We start from the raw sequence: 16,216 nt of genomic DNA, 5'->3' as shown, positions 1-16,216 counted from the left end.
AATTGAATTCTTTTCGCCTTTTATGAATGAAATATGGGCAAATTAATATGCTGTTTCGAATCGCTAATATACAACATTCTTTATTAAGTAAAAAAGGAGAGTCTCCATGACTCCCCTTCTTCATATTTAACTTCGCTTCTGCTTCTTATTTGATGAAGGTACTTTATGAGAACCCGTTTCATGCGTTGTTGTTCCTTGTCCTTCCACCTCTGGAGAACCTAGGACTGATCTAGAATGATCTGTTTTCACTTTTTTACTCATTGTACTCACCCCCAAGATTACTTTTTACTTAAGGGTAAAAAACTATTCAACATAGCCATATGAACAAACACTCATTTACTCTCCTATCTGTTTTTCACTAATGTCCCATAGACGTTTTGCGGCATCTTTATCCAAGGCAGCTTCAGACGTTTTTCCGATTTGCTTATCGGCATAGTAACAGCCACTATGATTAGTAACTCCAGTTGATTCTGCTAGCCATATTAAAGTTTCAGCACCTTCCTCAGGCGTACGCGAGAAAGGTTTCATTGCTGCCATCGTTAAGCGAGCAACTAGACCATTATGTTGGTTGAAATTCGTAGCCACTAGCCCTGGGTCAAAGCTGTATGCACTAACACCCGTCCCTTCCAACTGCCTTGCCAATTCAGCGGTAAATAAAATATTTGCTAATTTTGATTGAGCATAACGCATGGTAGGACCGCCCATAAACTTCTTAACACCACGATAAAGTTGTTCTGCATCTAAATCACCGAAATCAATTCCCTTTTTAGCCATTTTGTGACCGTGAGATGCGGTGGTGATAACACGAGCAGGAGCACTTTCTTTTAAACGCCCCAACAGTAAATTAGTAAGTAAGAATGGACCTAAATGGTTTACCGCCCAAGTCATCTCCAAACCGTCCTCTGTAAGTTGCCTTGTTTGAAATAAAGCTCCAGCATTATTCACTAATATATCAATTCTCGGACACCTTTCTAAAATCTCAGTAGCTACCTGGCGTATAGATTGTTGGGAAGCCATATCAGCGAAAAATATATCTACTACTGCATTCCCATTCGTTAAATTTTCAATTTGAGTCATCACATCATTCGCTTTCACTTCATTACGAGCAATGATTCCTAGCTTGGCACCACGTTCTGCAAATACTTTAGCTGCCGCTAATCCAATACCACTTGTTGCACCAGTGATTACTATATACTTGTCACGCAAAGTCCACTTTGTATGACTTGGAATGTCCCCCATTGCATCAAAACCCCTTCCCCATAAATGTCGCATTCATTTTACTTATATATGAAGTGAGAAGGAAACTTTGAACAACATCTTTCTCAATCGTAAAATACTTTATAAAATTCGAGTTCTAATTACACCCTTTTCCAATAAAAAAAAACGAGAGCAATTGCTCTCGCTTTTTTTTATATTTTAGAATTCAGAAGAACCTGGAGTTCTTGGGAATGGAATTACGTCACGGATGTTAGCCATGCCAGTGATGTACATTAGGAAGCGCTCGAAACCTAGACCGAATCCAGCGTGTTTTGTACCGCCGTATTTTCTAAGTTCTAAGTACCACCAGTAGTCCTCTTCGTTCATACCTAGTTCTTTAATTCTGTCTACTAAAACGTCCATTCTTTCTTCACGTTGGCTTCCGCCGATTAATTCGCCGATGCCAGGAACTAGAAGGTCAGTAGCAGCTACTGTTTTACCGTCTTCATTTAAGCGCATGTAGAATGCTTTAATGTCTTTCGGATAGTCAGTTACGAATACAGGGCGTTTAAAGATTTCTTCTGATAAGTATCTTTCGTGCTCTGTTTGTAAGTCAATACCCCATTCTACTGGGTATTTGAAGTCAGCGCCTGACTCTTGAAGCACTTTAATTGCTTCTGTATAAGTGATGCGGCCGAAGTCAGAGTTAATTACGTTGTTCATGCGCTCTAGAACTGTTTTGTCAACGAAGCTGTTGAAGAATTCCATTTCTTCTGGTGCATGTTCTAGTACGTATTTCATTGCATATTTCAGCATATCTTCTGTAAGGTTCATTACGTCACCTAATTCAGCGAATGCAATCTCAGGCTCAACCATCCAGAACTCAGCTGCGTGGCGAGTTGTGTTTGAATTTTCTGCACGGAATGTAGGTCCGAATGTGTAAACATCACGGAATGCTAACGCATAAGCTTCAGCGTTCAGCTGTCCACTTACTGTTAAGTTTGTTTCTTTGCCGAAGAAGTCTTTTGATTCGTCAACTTGTCCGTCTTCACCTTTTGGTACGTTGTTTAAATCTTGCGTTGTTACGCGGAACATTTCGCCAGCACCTTCTGTATCACTACCAGTGATGATTGGTGTGTGAACATGTACGAATCCACGCTCTTGGAAGAACTGGTGAATTGCAAATGCTGCGATAGAACGTACACGGAACGTTGCAGAGAATGCATTTGTTCTTGGGCGTAAGTGAGCGATTGTACGTAAGTATTCAAATGTGTGACGCTTCTTTTGAAGTGGGTAATCAGAATCTGATAAGCCCTCGATATCAATTTTTTCTGCTTTAATTTCAAATGGTTGCTTCGCTCCAGGCGTTGCAATTACTTTACCTTCTACTTTAACTGAAGAGCTAAGTGGAAGCTTTGCAATTTCTTTGAAGTTTTCTAATTCTGTATCGAAAACGATTTGAACGCTTTTGAAGAAGCTACCGTCGTTTAATTCGATGAAACCAAATGCTTTTGAATCACGTAAGTTACGAATCCACCCTGATACTTGTACTGTTTGATCTGCATACTTTTCTGTATCTCTATACAGACTTTTTACTAATGTGTTTTCCATAGTGAAATGCTCCTTTACTCATGTATTTAAATACAAAAAAACCTTTCATCCATAAAGGGACGAAAGGTTAAACTTCGCGGTACCACCCAATTTGTCATAAAGACCAACTTTAACTCGTATGTAATACATACTTCCCGGTTTGTAACAGGCCGGATTCCCGTCTAAATCTACTCTTGAATACAAGCTTCAATTTCGGTTAGCAACTCCAAGGTGTTCTTCACATATACCGCCTCATCAGGCTCTCACCGCCCCTGACTCGCTTTGGATTATAGTATATACTACTTTTCCTTATCATCGTCTTTCATTTTGTTAAACTAAAATTAATGTACTACATTCGAGAGAAAGATGCAAGACGCCAGAAAATATATCGGCGATTTTTACAATATATCAACCGTAACTCCAAATATATCAGCGATTTTCATAATATATCAACCGTAACTTTAAATATATCGGCGGTTCGACACAGAATATCGACCTACCGACACTTTTCGACAATCGTTCCATAAAAAAAATTGCCGGAATGAATCCGGCAATTTCTTATTATTTACGTAACTCCGCACCAAATTTCTCTTCTACCGCTGTTAATACACGGTTATGTGCTTCTGTTACTTCTTCGTCTGTTAATGTACGTTCTGCATCGAAGTAGTTCATAGAGAATGCAAGTGATTTCTTGCCTTCTTCCATTTTTTCACCTTCGTATAAGTCAAATAGTGTTACGTCTTTCAGAAGTTCTCCGCCAGCTTCAGCAATGACTTGCTTCATTTCACCAGCTTTTGTTTCTTTTGTTACTACAACAGCCATATCACGTGTCATAGATGGGAAACGTGGAATTGCTAAGTAGTAAGTTTCTTCCACGTCTGCACCGAATACTTTTGCAAGAGATAGTTCGAATACGAATGTATCTTTCACATCTAATTGTTTTTCTGCTTCAGGGTGCAATTGACCAATGAAACCAATTACTTCGCCATCTAATACGATGTCAGCTGTACGGCCTGGGTGCATGCCTTCACGTTTTGTTGGTGCATATGTGATTTGATTTGCAACGCCTAGTACGTCGAATAATCCTTCTAACACACCTTTAACTACGAAGAAGTCTACAACTTTCTTCTCACCTTGCCATGCATGGTGAAGAGCAAGGCCTGTCATAACACCTGCAAGATGTTGTTCTTCTTTCGGAAGTTCTCCTGCTTCTGTTGGTAAGAAGATAGAACCTACTTCATATAAAGCAACGCTGTCGTTTTTACGAGCAACATTGTATGAAACTGCTTCTAACAATTGTGGTACTAAGCTTAAACGAAGTTGGCTACGCTCTTCGCTCATTGGAAGTGAAAGGTTTACAGGTGCTTTTTCGTTTGGCTCAACCATGTATTGTTTCGCTTTGTCAGCGCTTGTTAATGAATACGTGATTGCTTCATATAAACCAGCACCTTCTAGGAAGCGACGTACTTTACGACGTTTCGTTTGTGCTGCTGTTAATTTACCACGAGTCATCGTTCCAGAAGGTAATGTAACTGGAATGTGGTCATAACCGTATAGACGGCCCACTTCTTCTACTAAGTCTTCTGAAATTGTAATATCAGGACGACGTGCTGGTACATTTACATGGAATGTTCCTTCTACTTCTGTGAATGGGAATTTCAAGTTTGTGAACATTGTACCCATTTCACTCGCAGAAATATTTGTACCTAATACACGGTTTACTTTTTCAGCAGTAACGGATACTGTACGCTCTTCTACTTGTAAGTTATCAGCTTCTACTACACCTTCAAGTGCTTCACCGCCAGCGTATTTCGCCATTAAAGCAGCTGCGTGTTGAATTGCTTCGAATGTACGTGTTGGGTCGATTCCTTTTTCGAAACGTGCGCTTGATTCACTACGAAGACCTAAGTCTTTTGATGTACGGCGTACTGTTTGACCTGCAAAGTATGCAGACTCAATTAGAACGTTTACTGTATCATTTGTAACTTCAGAATCAGCCCCGCCCATTACACCAGCAACAGCTAAAGCTTTTGTACCATTTGTAATCACAAGGTGATGGCTTTGTAATGCACGTTCTTGATCATCTAACGTTTGAATCTTTTCGCCTTCTGTTGCTAGACGAACAACGATTTCTTTTGAACCTAATTTATCGTAATCAAATGCATGTAACGGTTGACCGTATTCCATTAAAATGTAGTTTGTAATATCAACTACATTGCTAATTGGACGAATGCCAGCTGCCATAAGGCGCGTTTGCATCCACATTGGTGATGGGCCAATTTTTACGTTCTTCACCATTTTTGCAATGTATAATGGATTTTCTTCTTTCGCTTCTACGCTTACAGAAATGTAATCAGAAGTTTTTTCTGTTGTTTCTTGTAAGTCGATAGCTGGAAGTTTCACTTCACGTCCGTAAATAGCAGCTACTTCATATGCTACACCTAACATGTTTAAGCAATCTGCACGGTTTGGTGTTAAACCAAGCTCAAGTACTTCATCATGTAAGTTTAAAATTTCAAGTGCATCCGCACCAACTTCAGCGTCACTTGGGAAGATGAAGATACCATCTGCGTATTCTTTTGAAACGAACTTTCCATCAATGCCAAGCTCTTGAAGAGCACAAACCATACCGTGAGAAGCTTCACCACGTAGTTTTGCTTTTTTAATTTTGAAGTTACCAGGAAGTACAGCACCAACTTTTGCAACTGGTACTTTTAAACCTTTTGCAATGTTAGCAGCACCACAAATAATTTGTACTGGTTCTTCTTCACCGATATCGATTAAGCATTTGCTTAATTTATCAGCTTCTGGGTGTTTTTCACATTCTAATACGTGACCAACTACAACACCTTTTACACCTTTATTTAATACTTCAACACCTTCTACTTCAATACCACTTTTCGTGATTTTGTCTGCTAGTTCTTGTGCTGTTACATCTTTAATATCTACATACTCTTGTAACCAACGATATGATACGAACATATTTATCCTCTCCTTCCCTTACGCTCGTTTGAATTGTTGTAAGAAACGTACATCATTTGTATAGAAATGACGAATGTCATCAACGCCGTATTTCAACATTGCGATACGCTCTGCGCCCATACCGAATGCGAAACCTTGATATTCTTTTGAATCATAACCAGCCATTTCAAGTACGTTCGGGTGAACCATACCTGCGCCTAAAATTTCAATCCAGCCAGTTCCTTTACAAGTGCCGCAACCTTTGCCGTGACACATCATACAAGAAATATCCATCTCTACAGATGGCTCTGTGAATGGGAAGAAACTTGGACGAAGACGGATTTCACGATCTTCACCGAACATCTTCTTCACGAAGACTTGCAGTGTACCTTTTAAGTCACTCATGCGAATATTTTTGTCAATTACAAGACCTTCAATTTGCATGAACTGGTGTGAATGCGTCGCATCATCGTCATCGCGGCGATACACTTTACCAGGACAAATAATTTTAATTGGGCCTTTTTCTTTATTATTTTCCATCGTACGTGCTTGCACAGAAGATGTATGTGTACGTAGTAACGTTTCTTCTGTAATGTAGAATGTATCTTGCATATCACGCGCTGGGTGATCTTTCGGTAAGTTTAACGCCTCGAAATTGTAGTAGTCTTTTTCTACTTCTGTTCCTTCAGCTACTTCATAACCCATACCGATGAATACATCTTCAATTTGTTCAACAACAGTTGTTAACGGATGGTGACAACCTGTTTCAACAGGACGACCTGGCAATGTAACATCAATTGTTTCAGTAGCTAATTTCGCTTCAATTACTGCTTTTTCTAAGTTACCAATTTTGTCTTCTAGACGCGTTTGAATCGCTTCACGTACTTCATTTACTAATGCTCCCATACGTGGACGCTCTTCTGCTGATAATTTTCCCATACCACGTAATACTTCAGTGATTGGACCTTTTTTACCTAAATACGCTACGCGTACATCGTTTAAGCCTTTTAGCTCTTTCGCTTCTTCAATAAGCGCTAACGCTTGTTGTTTTAGCTCTTTTAAACGTGCTTCCATTTGGAACCCTCCTAATTTTAAAAATAAAAAAACCTCGCTCCCAAAAAGGGACGAGGTAAATTCGCGGTACCACCCTAAATTGACAGAACAAGTCTGCCCACTCATTAGTTATAACGATCAATTCTGACCGGAACGCCTTTACATATACATGGTCCTGGCGTCAACTCCAGAGGTGAATTCACTTCCGTCTACCATAAGAATGCTTTCAGTCTACGGCATTCTCTCCCTATATGGCGATTTTGTAAGCTACTCTTCTCTATCAACGTTTTTCGTTATTTAACTTTTATTGTATGTTCAAAAAAGTTCGATACTCAGTTCACCACTTTTTTATGAACATGTACTTCAACTTATTATAAGAAGTTTTTTATTTGTTCGCAACTGGACTTTGTAAATAATACGTTAAAATCCCTGCTGCAACCGCAACATTTAATGATTCTGCCCCGCCGTAAATCGGAATATACAAGTTTTGATCTGTTTTCACAAGAATTTCTTGGCGTACGCCGCTTCCTTCATTTCCTACAATTAATGCAAAACTTCCGGCCGGTGTTACTTCACCATACGGAACTCCATTTTCAAGAGCTGTTCCATATACAGGGACGTTATTTTCTTTTAACTTGTCTACCCATTCTTCTAAGTTCCCTTTTACAATCGGTAAGTGGAAAATAGAACCTTGTGTAGAGCGTAGTACTTTACTATTATAAACATCAACACAACCTTCTCCAAGCACAACGGCATGAATACCAGCTGCATCAGCTGTACGAATAATCGTTCCTAAATTACCTGGGTCTTGAAGGCCATCTAATAAAAGAAATTTCCCATCAGTAAGAGCTACTTCTTTCTCATGCTTTTCACAAACAGCAAATACACCTTGTGTCGTTTCTGTTTCACGAAGTACTTTTACAATTGCTTCAGGCACAATATACATTTCCACATCATTAACCGTCCAATCTTTCGGAAGGTCTGTTTGATCTGAAACGATAAGTTCTGTTACAACTCCTGCCTTTAAAGCTTCCTCTACTAAATGGAATCCTTCTACAAAAAATAAACCTTTTTTATCGCGTTCTTTTTTGGTTTGCAGCTTTTTCCACTGCTTCACACGCGGATTTTGTACTGAATCAATGTTTTTCATAATATGTATTTCCCTCTCTTCTTGTCTTATCATTATAGCCTATTTTTCATACATATTTACATAAAAAAGAACAAAAACTAACGTCAGTTTCAATTCTGAAGAAGAGGTGAAAATCATGAGTTTTAATTTACGCGGCGCTGTATTAGCGAATGTATCTGGAAATTCACAAGACCAATTACAAGAAACGATTGTTGATGCAATTCAAAGCGGTGAAGAAAAAATGCTTCCAGGTCTTGGCGTTTTATTCGAAGTTATTTGGAAAAATGCTGATGAAAATGAAAAACACGAAATGTTAGAAACACTGGAGCAAGGATTAAAAAAATAATCAATAAAAAGTCACCTTAGAAAACACTAAGGTGATTTTTTTATGCCCATAAAATTTTTCTTTTCCTAAACATTTCTACTTTACTAACGCCATCCCGATGGAGTACAATGTTCAAAATACATTTAAACCGATCGATTTTCTTTATAGACACCATTAGATAAAAAGGAGTGAATGTTTTATGCACCGTATTACGCTTGAACAAGTTTTTAAACACCACATTACACAAAAATACGTAAACCGTTCTGGGATGGTCCACGCGATTGCTGTCGCTTACCATGCGTTTCACTTAGCTAAAAAGCATCACGCCTCAGTCGATGCTGCGACAAAAGCTGGTTTCCTTCATGATATCGGACACCATACGTGGTACACAGGCGGCGAATGGGACTATGACTTATATAAAAAGAATGACATACATGCAATTAAAGGGGCAGAAAGAGCTCACAAATTGCTTATTAGATTAGGAGAACATCCGAAACTAGCAAAAGAAATTTCTATCGCGATTCTCCTTCATACAGATTCTTTCTTAGTGGAACAAGAAATTGAAAGAACATCTCTGCAAAACATTATTAAATGGGCGGATGAAGCAGATGAAGAACCCGGCGGAGCGCACCATTATAGAACGATTTCTTATGAAAAAGCGTTAAAAGCAATGCAGCAGTTAGATCGATTGGTAGAGCGTGAATTGCAAATAGAGCAATCGAAATCGAATAACAAGGCAGAACATAGTTATCAATGAGAAAGAGGCATCACTATAGGGTGATACCTCTTTTATTATTTTATGGAAAATACACCTTTATATGTAATATTTAAATATTACATCCAAAAACAAAATGCTTTATAATTAAATATACAAATATAAAGAGGTGATTTTACAAATGCAACCCGCTACACAACTTTCTAATGAACAGAAATACTCTATGTCATGGGGACAATTTATTAGCTCCGTTTTATTCGCTTTTTTCGGAACCGGACTCATTACTTTGCTCCTAGCAATAATGCCCTTAACAATTTATACGGCTGGTCTTACAAATAAAAAGCAAATTGCCCTGTATGAATCTATTGCAAACACCGCAAGTATAGGGTTACAACTAGCCATTTTGTTATTCTTTATTTTTAAATTCGAACCTGCGAAAAGATTATTACTGAACTCTTTTAACTTTAAAGCACTGAAAGAATGGCGCACATACGTATATTTACTTCTTTTCTTCGCTATAAACATCATACTCAACTACTTCTTATTAAATTATGTGTTCCAAGACGCAACAAAGCAGCAATCTTCCGCACTAAGCTTAGACGTCTTTAAGCAATATCAAATATTATTACTTCTCAGCTTTGCAATACTCACACCCATTTTTGAAGAACTTATTTTCCGTGGTTTTATACTTCGCTTCTTCTCAGAACGCTTTCCATTTTGGATTGCAGCCATCGTAACAAGTTTCTTCTTCGGTATCGCTCATACATACTCACTTGGGGTAATGATAATTACTTTCTTTATGGGATTATTAATGGCCATTTTATGTAAAAAAACAAAGTCCATTATTCCAGCTATGTTATTTCATATTATGAATAATACGTTGGCGTTTTTAAGTTAAAAAGAGGTATCATCACGATACCTCTTTTTTTACTCTTTTATCACAACTTCAAACTCTTCTTCCGTTAACACTTTTCGATAATTCGTTTTCTTTTCTCCTTCTTCACCAGAAGTTAAGACAGGCGTCAGGACAATTTTCGTTACACTATCCTCTAATTTTTCAAATCGCCAATAATACATCATCCATACATTCCTCTTGTACATCTTGAAACGAAGCTAAATGCTTCTGAATAATACTTTTTATAAGTCCGCCATATTGGTCGATAATAAAGTATAACGCTTTTTCGTTCCTTTTCCTTAGCTGATTCACAACGTTCTCTTCTGTAATTTTCATGTGTCCCCTCCTCTCCAACATACTCTACATCTATTAATTCGTATCGTTACTATTCATTTCTATCAAATTATATATATTTATTAATAATATCCAAAATAACCCTCATGTAGTAAAATATAACTCATTACATAGAAGGAGATTATTTATGTTAAGCTTACTTTGGATTTTTTATATGCCACTTCTTGTTTTATGCGGATTTTTTGGTGGTATTTTTTTAATTATTACTAGCATTAAACATCGCAAATTATTTGTTGGTTTAATGGGGCTACTTAGCTTCTCCTTTGTCACACTACCTTTTGTTTTTTGGGGTATGGGGGTGAATAGCGATACACTCCTCCCTATTTCAACTACTTTATATTGGATACTGTTTTCTTTAACTGGATTATTCGCGGGATTAAGTGGATTACAAGGAAAAATTAAAAGTATACGTAATATGGGATTTATTATTTTTATTGCTGGAATATTAGGGGTTATCTTCTGGCAACTCATGTCAGTAGGGGATTCATTCTATATCCAATAGTTTTTTAGAAACCCACAAATCGGAGGTAAGACAGAAGTGTTTGGAATATTAACTTGGATTATTTTGGCTCCTATTTTGATGTTATGCGAATTCATCGTTGGCATTTTTTTGATTGTTTCCGGAATTAAATATCGTAAATTACTTACCTTTATAGCGGGAGTGATTAGCGTATTGCTTATCATTGTTCCTATCATTTGTATAGGAATTGGAATTGATTTAGAGCAGAGACTCCCAATTTCAGGAACTTTATATTGGAGCTTCTTCCTTTTAGCCGGGCTATTAGCTACTATAAGCGGGAGACAACTAACACATATTCGTTCTATGGGGATAATTTTGTTTATAACGGGATTATGCTCTTTGACTGCTTATCATCTTTTATATCTAACTACATGAAAACATAAAAAAGCAGGGAAATTAATTCCCTGCTTTTCTATTTCGTTTATTGCCGGATGGTAAGAAGAATGATAACACCCAAGCGATACCTGCTAATATTGTTGCAATTAAGAAGGCATCGTTAATACCGTTAATTGCAGATAGCTTTGAAATTTGTCCAAATAATAGTTGCGTACTCATTGCATCTCCTGCTTGTGCTGACCCGGCTAATGCCGCTAAGCTTTGGCCCATGCCATGAACTTTATCAACTAAAATTGGATTTGACGTTGTTAACATATTGCCGTAATCCGCTACGTGAGCAGTAGTTTGTTGCGTCATAAGTGTGATTAATATCGCTGTTCCAATTGAACCAGCTACTTGTCTTGACGTATTTTGCGTTGCTGTACCGTGAGAAATTAATTTCATCGGCAGTGCGTTCATACCAGCTGTCATAATTGGCATCATAATGAATGACATACCAATTGAACGTATAATATAATCCGTCATAATAACGATATACGGTGTATCCATCGATAACGTTGTAAATTTATATGTCGCAAATGTTGTAATGGCTAATCCAACAATTGCTAACGGGCGAATGCCATACTTATCAAATAGTTTACCTGCTACTGGTCCCATAATCCCCATAATTAATGATCCCGGAAGGAGTAGTAGACCAGATTCCATCGGCGTAAAGCCACGAATATTTTGCAGATATACTGGAAGTAATAACATACCTCCGAATAATGCCATCGTTACGATTGCGTTAATTACTAATGTGAAAGTGAACGTTGGATATTTAAACACTTGTAAATCAAGCATTTTATTGTCCGTTGTTAACTCTCTCCAAATAAATACTGCTAAACCAATGACACCGATGATCAGTGTTATAATAACTTCTGCACTAGTCCAGCCATTATTTCCAGCTTCACTAAATCCGTACAATAAGCTTCCTAGTCCAATACTTGAACTAATAACACCAAATACATCTAACTTTGTTTTAGACACCGGCTGTGCTAGTGTAAAGAATTTTAAAGATAAGAACGTAATAATTAAGCCAACCACAAACATTCCATAAAACATTAAGTTCCAGCTATAATTTTCAATTACCCAACCTGTTATAGTTGGTCCGATAGCTGGCGCTAAAATCATCGCTACCCCTAGTAACCCCATCGCTGCTCCGCGTTTATGAGGCGGGAATAATGTCATGAAGATATTCATACCAACTGGCATTAAAATACCTGCACCGACCGCTTGAATAATGCGGCCCGTCATCATCATTGTAAAGTTACCTGATGTAGCACAAATGATAGATCCTACCGTGAAGAATAACATTGCAGCTACGAATAATTTACGATAAGTAAATCGTGAAACTAAAAAGGCACTAATCGGCACTAAAATTCCGTTTACAAGCATGAATCCTGTAATTAACCATTGTGCCGTTGAAGTTGATACGTTAAATTCGTTCATTAACGGAGGCAATGCAACATTAATGATCGTTTGATTTAAAATAGAGATGAACATACCAAGAATTAATACAGTTACAACTGCCTTTACATTCACATTCTCTATCGGCAATTGTCTCTTCAGCATTTCTTTTTCCTGTTTTACTTGCTCTTGCTTCCCTGTTTCTAATTCCACAACGTTAGAAACTTCTGTTTCTTGTTCTTGTTTAATTTCTTTCTCTACTGTTTCTGCCTTACTTACTTCTATTTTACTTACGGCTGGGACTTGTTCTTCTCCCACGTTCGTTTTTTTCTTTCGTAAAAGACGATTTACAAGGAAGAAGACGATTATACAAAATAGTGCATATCCTACAATTGCAATTGAGGACATCTCATCTCCCCCTTACTTATGAATACGAACTGACACATTCATTCCAGGAACAATATTTACTGATTTACTATGGTCTAGAGAAATTTTAACTGGTACAACTTGCTTCACTTTCGTATAGTTCGCTGTTGCGTTACTTGATGGTAACATTGAGAATGTATTTGCTGTTGTTAATCCAACTTGTTCTACTTTTCCTGTTAACGTTGTATCTGGGTATGCATCTACATACACATCTACTGTTTGGCCTTTTTGAACATCATCAATAGTTGTTTCTTCAATGTTTGCTGTTACCCATAAGTTATTCATATCAAATGCGTAAGCAATTGGGCTACCTGCTCCAACGAACGCATTTGTTGTTGCGTTTGATTGTACAACTGTTGCATTTTGCGGAATTGTTACGTCTACTGTTTGTTCTCCATTTGCTGCCGCTACAGTAACAGCACCTAATTTATCGTTCTCATTGTAATTTTTTCCCACTTCAGCTTTCCAGTCGGTTAATTTACCTGCTACTGGTGACGCAATTGGAATTACCTTTCCGTCAATTTTTGCATTGTCTGTTTTTAAATAGTTTTCCGTTTGATTGTAATAGTAATAACCGCCAATACCGCCGCCAACTAATACAATCAATGTGATAATGTTGATAATTACCATTCTTCGAAACTGATTCATTGCATTCCTCTCCTTATATCGCATATAATTTTTTTCTAAACTATTTACATCCTTATTGTTTATATTGTTTAATTGTTAATTATATTAACTTTTAAACAAAAAAATCACACCATCTGCAGTGTAAACTGTAATTCGTCTGCCTGCGAGCGGTGCTGATTACTGAAGGACTATCGTTTATAATTATAAATAATTATTTTGAATCTACAACCGACAATTTGAGTATGAAATGTCGGTTAAACAACAATATAATATCAATGTGTTGTTTAAGTACAAAAAACTAAACGAGGAGAAGTTAAAATGTCTATTAAAAATACAAATGATCCACGTGTAAAGCGGACGAGACAATTCATACAGGATGCTTTTGTCGCTTTAGTAGGCGAAAAAGGTTTTGAAAATGTAACTGTTCAACATATCGCAGAACGTGCTCCTGTAAACCGTGCTACGTTTTATAGCCACTACCACGATAAATATGACCTATTAGAAAAAAGTATTGAAGAAATGTTAGAAAAGTTAACAGAAGTAATTAAACCGAAAATTAGAAATAAAGAAGAGTTTCAACTGACATTCGATTCACCACATCCGACATTTTTGGCTTTATTTGAGCATATTGCAGAAAACGCTAAGTTTTATAACGTTATGCTTGGTGATAAAGCAGCTGGAAACTATACTCATAAAATGCTGAAAACAATTCAAACATATTTAACTTTAAGCTTATCTATTTCACAGCCGAACGACGAAAAGCTTATGGTCCCTCGTGATATCCTCATTAGCTATGTTACTGGTGCTCATCTAGGAATGATTATGTCATGGCTTAAAAAGGGTATGATCTATACCCCACATTTTATGGCAATGCAATTAACGCGCTTAATTATTTTAGGAACCCATACTGCCGCAGGATTAGAAAGACCTTTTTAAAACATAAAAAGCGAAGGTGGTTATCCTTCGCTTTTTCTTATTAATTAAATGTAATGTTATGTACAGCCTCTTTATCAAGACGTTTAATAACTTCTACAATTAACTTCACTGCATTTTCATAATCATCACGGTGTAACATTGCCGCATGTGAATGGATGTAGCGTGTCGCAATTGTAATTGCCATAGATGGAATACCGTTTACAGCAATGTGAATTGCTCCTGCATCCGTTCCACCACCCGCTACAGAATCATATTGGTATGGAATTTGTAACTCATCAGCAACATCAACTACAAAGTCACGTAAACCTGTATGACCAATAACAGAAGCATCATATAAAATAATCTGCGGTCCATCACCCATTTTACTTTGTGCTTCTTTTGCCGTTACACCAGGTGTATCCCCAGCGATACCAACATCTACTGCGAATGCGATATCTGGTTTAATATAGTTTGCAGATGTTTTTGCACCACGAAGACCAACTTCTTCTTGTACAGTCCCTACGCCATATACAACGTTTGGATGCTTTTCATCTTTTAATTGTTTTAATACATCAATCGCAATTGCACAACCAATTCGGTTATCCCATGCTTTTGCAAGTAACATTTTTTCATTCTTCATCACTTGGAATTCAAAGTAAGGTACAACTTGATCTCCAGGTCGTACGCCCCACTCTGTCGCTTCTTCTTGACTAGAAGCACCGATATCGATGAACATGTCTTTAATTTCAACTGGCTTTTTACGTGCTTCTGGAGGTAAAATGTGCGGTGGTTTTGAACCAATTACACCTGTTACATCTCCTTTACGCGTTACAATCGTTACGCGCTGTGCAAGCATAACTTGTGACCACCAGCCACCAACCGTTTGGAAACGAAGGAAACCTTTTTCATCAATTTGCGTAATCATAAAGCCAACTTCATCTAAATGACCTGCAACCATAATTTTCGGGCCGTTTTCTTCCCCTACTTTTTTCGCAACTAAACTTCCTAAATTATCCGTAGAAAGTTCGTCCGCAAACGGCTCGATATATTTCTTCATTACTTCACGTGGTTCACGCTCATTACCAGCAATACCACGTGCATCCGTTAATTCTTTTAGCATTGTCAATGTCGAGTCTAATTTTGTCATTGCCAACACCCTCCTTTTTCTTCAGTCACTTCATTATACAATAATTAAATTGAAATATTCAAAAATCAAATTAATATCCTTGTGTTTGACGCTGGTGATTCACTTCATTTTTATCTAAATAGGCCTTTTCAATCTCTTCTTGTTCAAATTCAAGCGCTTGTCCAAGTCGAAGATAGCTTGTAAATAATTCAATATAGTTCGTAATAGATGGTTGATCTGTAAAACGAATCACTTTCGCATATGTGTCTAAGAAAATTTCTACTTGTGTTTTATTCGTTTGTGCACATTTATAGAATAGGAAGTTTTTATCAATACCTAAATCAATTCCGATTGATAAAATAAAATGCAAACCATCCACGTATTCTTCTAATATTACTTCACGTTCCGAAGCTGGTTTTTTACTCCAATATTTAAAACAACGTGTTTCGTTTGCAAGTTCTCCAATTTCTACAAGAAGAGCTAACATTTTTTCTTTCAACAACTTTTTCGGCTGTAAGTCATGTTCTTTCGCAATACGGTCATCTAATTCTTTTTGTAATTTAAATAGTTGTAGTAAGTCCATTCTATTGTCCTCCTCCAA

The 16,216-nt window shown here is 37.3% G+C and carries 16 protein-coding genes, 2 pseudogenes and 2 other annotated features; of the genes and pseudogenes, 6 read left to right on the top strand and 12 right to left on the bottom strand.

Annotation, left to right across the window (positions count from 1 at the left end; genetic code table 11):
• Window positions 1-126 precede the first annotated feature (126 nt).
• The 6 genes from COC96_RS12735 to COC96_RS12710 all read right to left on the bottom strand — a co-directional run bounded on the left by COC96_RS12735 (window position 127) and on the right by COC96_RS12710 (window position 7,984).
• Window positions 127-261: a YuzL family protein gene (locus COC96_RS12735; RefSeq protein WP_002138569.1), complete on the bottom strand. Its 135-nt coding sequence runs from the start codon at window positions 259-261 to the stop codon at window positions 127-129.
• Between the two features lie 75 nt (window positions 262-336).
• On the bottom strand, window positions 337-1,239 hold the full coding sequence (locus COC96_RS12730) for an SDR family oxidoreductase (RefSeq protein ID WP_098768890.1): 903 nt from the start codon (window positions 1,237-1,239) through the stop codon (window positions 337-339).
• A gap of 177 nt (window positions 1,240-1,416) precedes the next feature.
• Window positions 1,417-2,808: an asparagine--tRNA ligase gene (gene asnS, locus COC96_RS12725; protein ID WP_000432184.1), complete on the bottom strand. Its 1,392-nt coding sequence runs from the start codon at window positions 2,806-2,808 to the stop codon at window positions 1,417-1,419.
• 52 nt (window positions 2,809-2,860) lie between these two features.
• Window positions 2,861-3,112: a binding site (T-box leader), on the bottom strand.
• A 236-nt stretch (window positions 3,113-3,348) separates the two neighbouring features.
• Window positions 3,349-5,769: a phenylalanine--tRNA ligase subunit beta gene (gene pheT / locus COC96_RS12720; protein WP_098768889.1), complete on the bottom strand. Its 2,421-nt coding sequence runs from the start codon at window positions 5,767-5,769 to the stop codon at window positions 3,349-3,351.
• Window positions 5,770-5,787: 18 nt separating this feature from the next.
• Window positions 5,788-6,822, bottom strand: a complete 1,035-nt coding sequence (gene pheS, locus COC96_RS12715; RefSeq protein ID WP_098768888.1) for a phenylalanine--tRNA ligase subunit alpha — start codon at window positions 6,820-6,822, stop codon at window positions 5,788-5,790.
• 43 nt (window positions 6,823-6,865) lie between these two features.
• Window positions 6,866-7,094: a binding site (T-box leader), on the bottom strand.
• Between the two features lie 92 nt (window positions 7,095-7,186).
• On the bottom strand, window positions 7,187-7,984 hold the full coding sequence (locus COC96_RS12710) for a TrmH family RNA methyltransferase (RefSeq protein ID WP_141535885.1): 798 nt from the start codon (window positions 7,982-7,984) through the stop codon (window positions 7,187-7,189).
• An 82-nt stretch (window positions 7,985-8,066) separates the two neighbouring features.
• Here COC96_RS12710 and sspI point away from each other — a divergent pair, with 82 nt between their 5' ends.
• From sspI to COC96_RS12695, 3 genes are all read left to right on the top strand, one after another.
• Window positions 8,067-8,276: a small acid-soluble spore protein SspI gene (gene sspI, locus COC96_RS12705; RefSeq protein WP_000009509.1), complete on the top strand. Its 210-nt coding sequence runs from the start codon at window positions 8,067-8,069 to the stop codon at window positions 8,274-8,276.
• Window positions 8,277-8,454: 178 nt separating this feature from the next.
• On the top strand, window positions 8,455-9,012 hold the full coding sequence (locus COC96_RS12700; protein ID WP_097905780.1) for an HD domain-containing protein: 558 nt from the start codon (window positions 8,455-8,457) through the stop codon (window positions 9,010-9,012).
• Between the two features lie 139 nt (window positions 9,013-9,151).
• Entirely contained in the window at window positions 9,152-9,868 is a 717-nt protein-coding gene (locus COC96_RS12695) for a CPBP family intramembrane glutamic endopeptidase (protein ID WP_098268817.1), read from the top strand.
• A 29-nt stretch (window positions 9,869-9,897) separates the two neighbouring features.
• On the opposite strand, the pseudogene COC96_RS27220 reads toward COC96_RS12695, so the two are convergent.
• Window positions 9,898-10,041: pseudogene (locus COC96_RS27220) on the bottom strand (DUF4179 domain-containing protein); the annotation flags it as partial.
• Window positions 10,031-10,201: pseudogene (locus COC96_RS12690) on the bottom strand (sigma-70 family RNA polymerase sigma factor); the annotation flags it as partial. The pseudogenes COC96_RS12690 and COC96_RS27220, both read right to left, overlap by 11 nt.
• A gap of 145 nt (window positions 10,202-10,346) precedes the next feature.
• Here COC96_RS12690 and COC96_RS12685 point away from each other — a divergent pair.
• Window positions 10,347-10,721: a DNA-binding protein gene (locus tag COC96_RS12685; RefSeq protein WP_098768886.1), complete on the top strand. Its 375-nt coding sequence runs from the start codon at window positions 10,347-10,349 to the stop codon at window positions 10,719-10,721.
• Between the two features lie 36 nt (window positions 10,722-10,757).
• Window positions 10,758-11,114: an ammonia permease gene (locus COC96_RS12680; protein ID WP_098768885.1), complete on the top strand. Its 357-nt coding sequence runs from the start codon at window positions 10,758-10,760 to the stop codon at window positions 11,112-11,114.
• A gap of 21 nt (window positions 11,115-11,135) precedes the next feature.
• Here COC96_RS12680 and COC96_RS12675 read toward each other — a convergent pair whose 3' ends face one another.
• Together COC96_RS12675 and COC96_RS12670 are read right to left on the bottom strand one after the other, a co-directional pair.
• The gene (locus COC96_RS12675) at window positions 11,136-12,929 is read right to left on the bottom strand and encodes a DHA2 family efflux MFS transporter permease subunit (protein WP_098268821.1); all 1,794 of its coding nucleotides are present in this window, start codon (window positions 12,927-12,929) and stop codon (window positions 11,136-11,138) included.
• A gap of 12 nt (window positions 12,930-12,941) precedes the next feature.
• Entirely contained in the window at window positions 12,942-13,595 is a 654-nt protein-coding gene (locus tag COC96_RS12670; RefSeq protein ID WP_071771032.1) for an HlyD family secretion protein, read from the bottom strand.
• Between the two features lie 297 nt (window positions 13,596-13,892).
• On the opposite strand from COC96_RS12670, the gene COC96_RS12665 reads away from it, so the two are divergent.
• Window positions 13,893-14,510, top strand: a complete 618-nt coding sequence (locus tag COC96_RS12665; protein ID WP_098268822.1) for a TetR/AcrR family transcriptional regulator — start codon at window positions 13,893-13,895, stop codon at window positions 14,508-14,510.
• A 40-nt stretch (window positions 14,511-14,550) separates the two neighbouring features.
• On the opposite strand, the gene COC96_RS12660 is transcribed toward COC96_RS12665, so the two are convergent.
• Window positions 14,551-15,636 carry a M42 family metallopeptidase gene (locus tag COC96_RS12660; protein ID WP_098268823.1) on the bottom strand — a complete coding sequence of 362 codons (1,086 nt, stop codon included), beginning with the start codon at window positions 15,634-15,636 and terminating at the stop codon, window positions 14,551-14,553.
• 70 nt (window positions 15,637-15,706) lie between these two features.
• A complete protein-coding gene (locus COC96_RS12655; RefSeq protein ID WP_097905773.1) occupies window positions 15,707-16,198 on the bottom strand; it encodes a dUTP diphosphatase in 492 nt (163 codons plus the stop codon).
• Between the last annotated feature and the right edge of the window lie 18 nt (window positions 16,199-16,216).

The organism is Bacillus cereus (assembly GCF_002577405.1).
GTDB lineage: Bacteria > Bacillota > Bacilli > Bacillales > Bacillaceae_G > Bacillus_A > Bacillus_A cereus_AU.
Note: the sequence above shows the minus strand (reverse complement) of the source record. Positions and strands in the feature narration are given on the sequence as shown.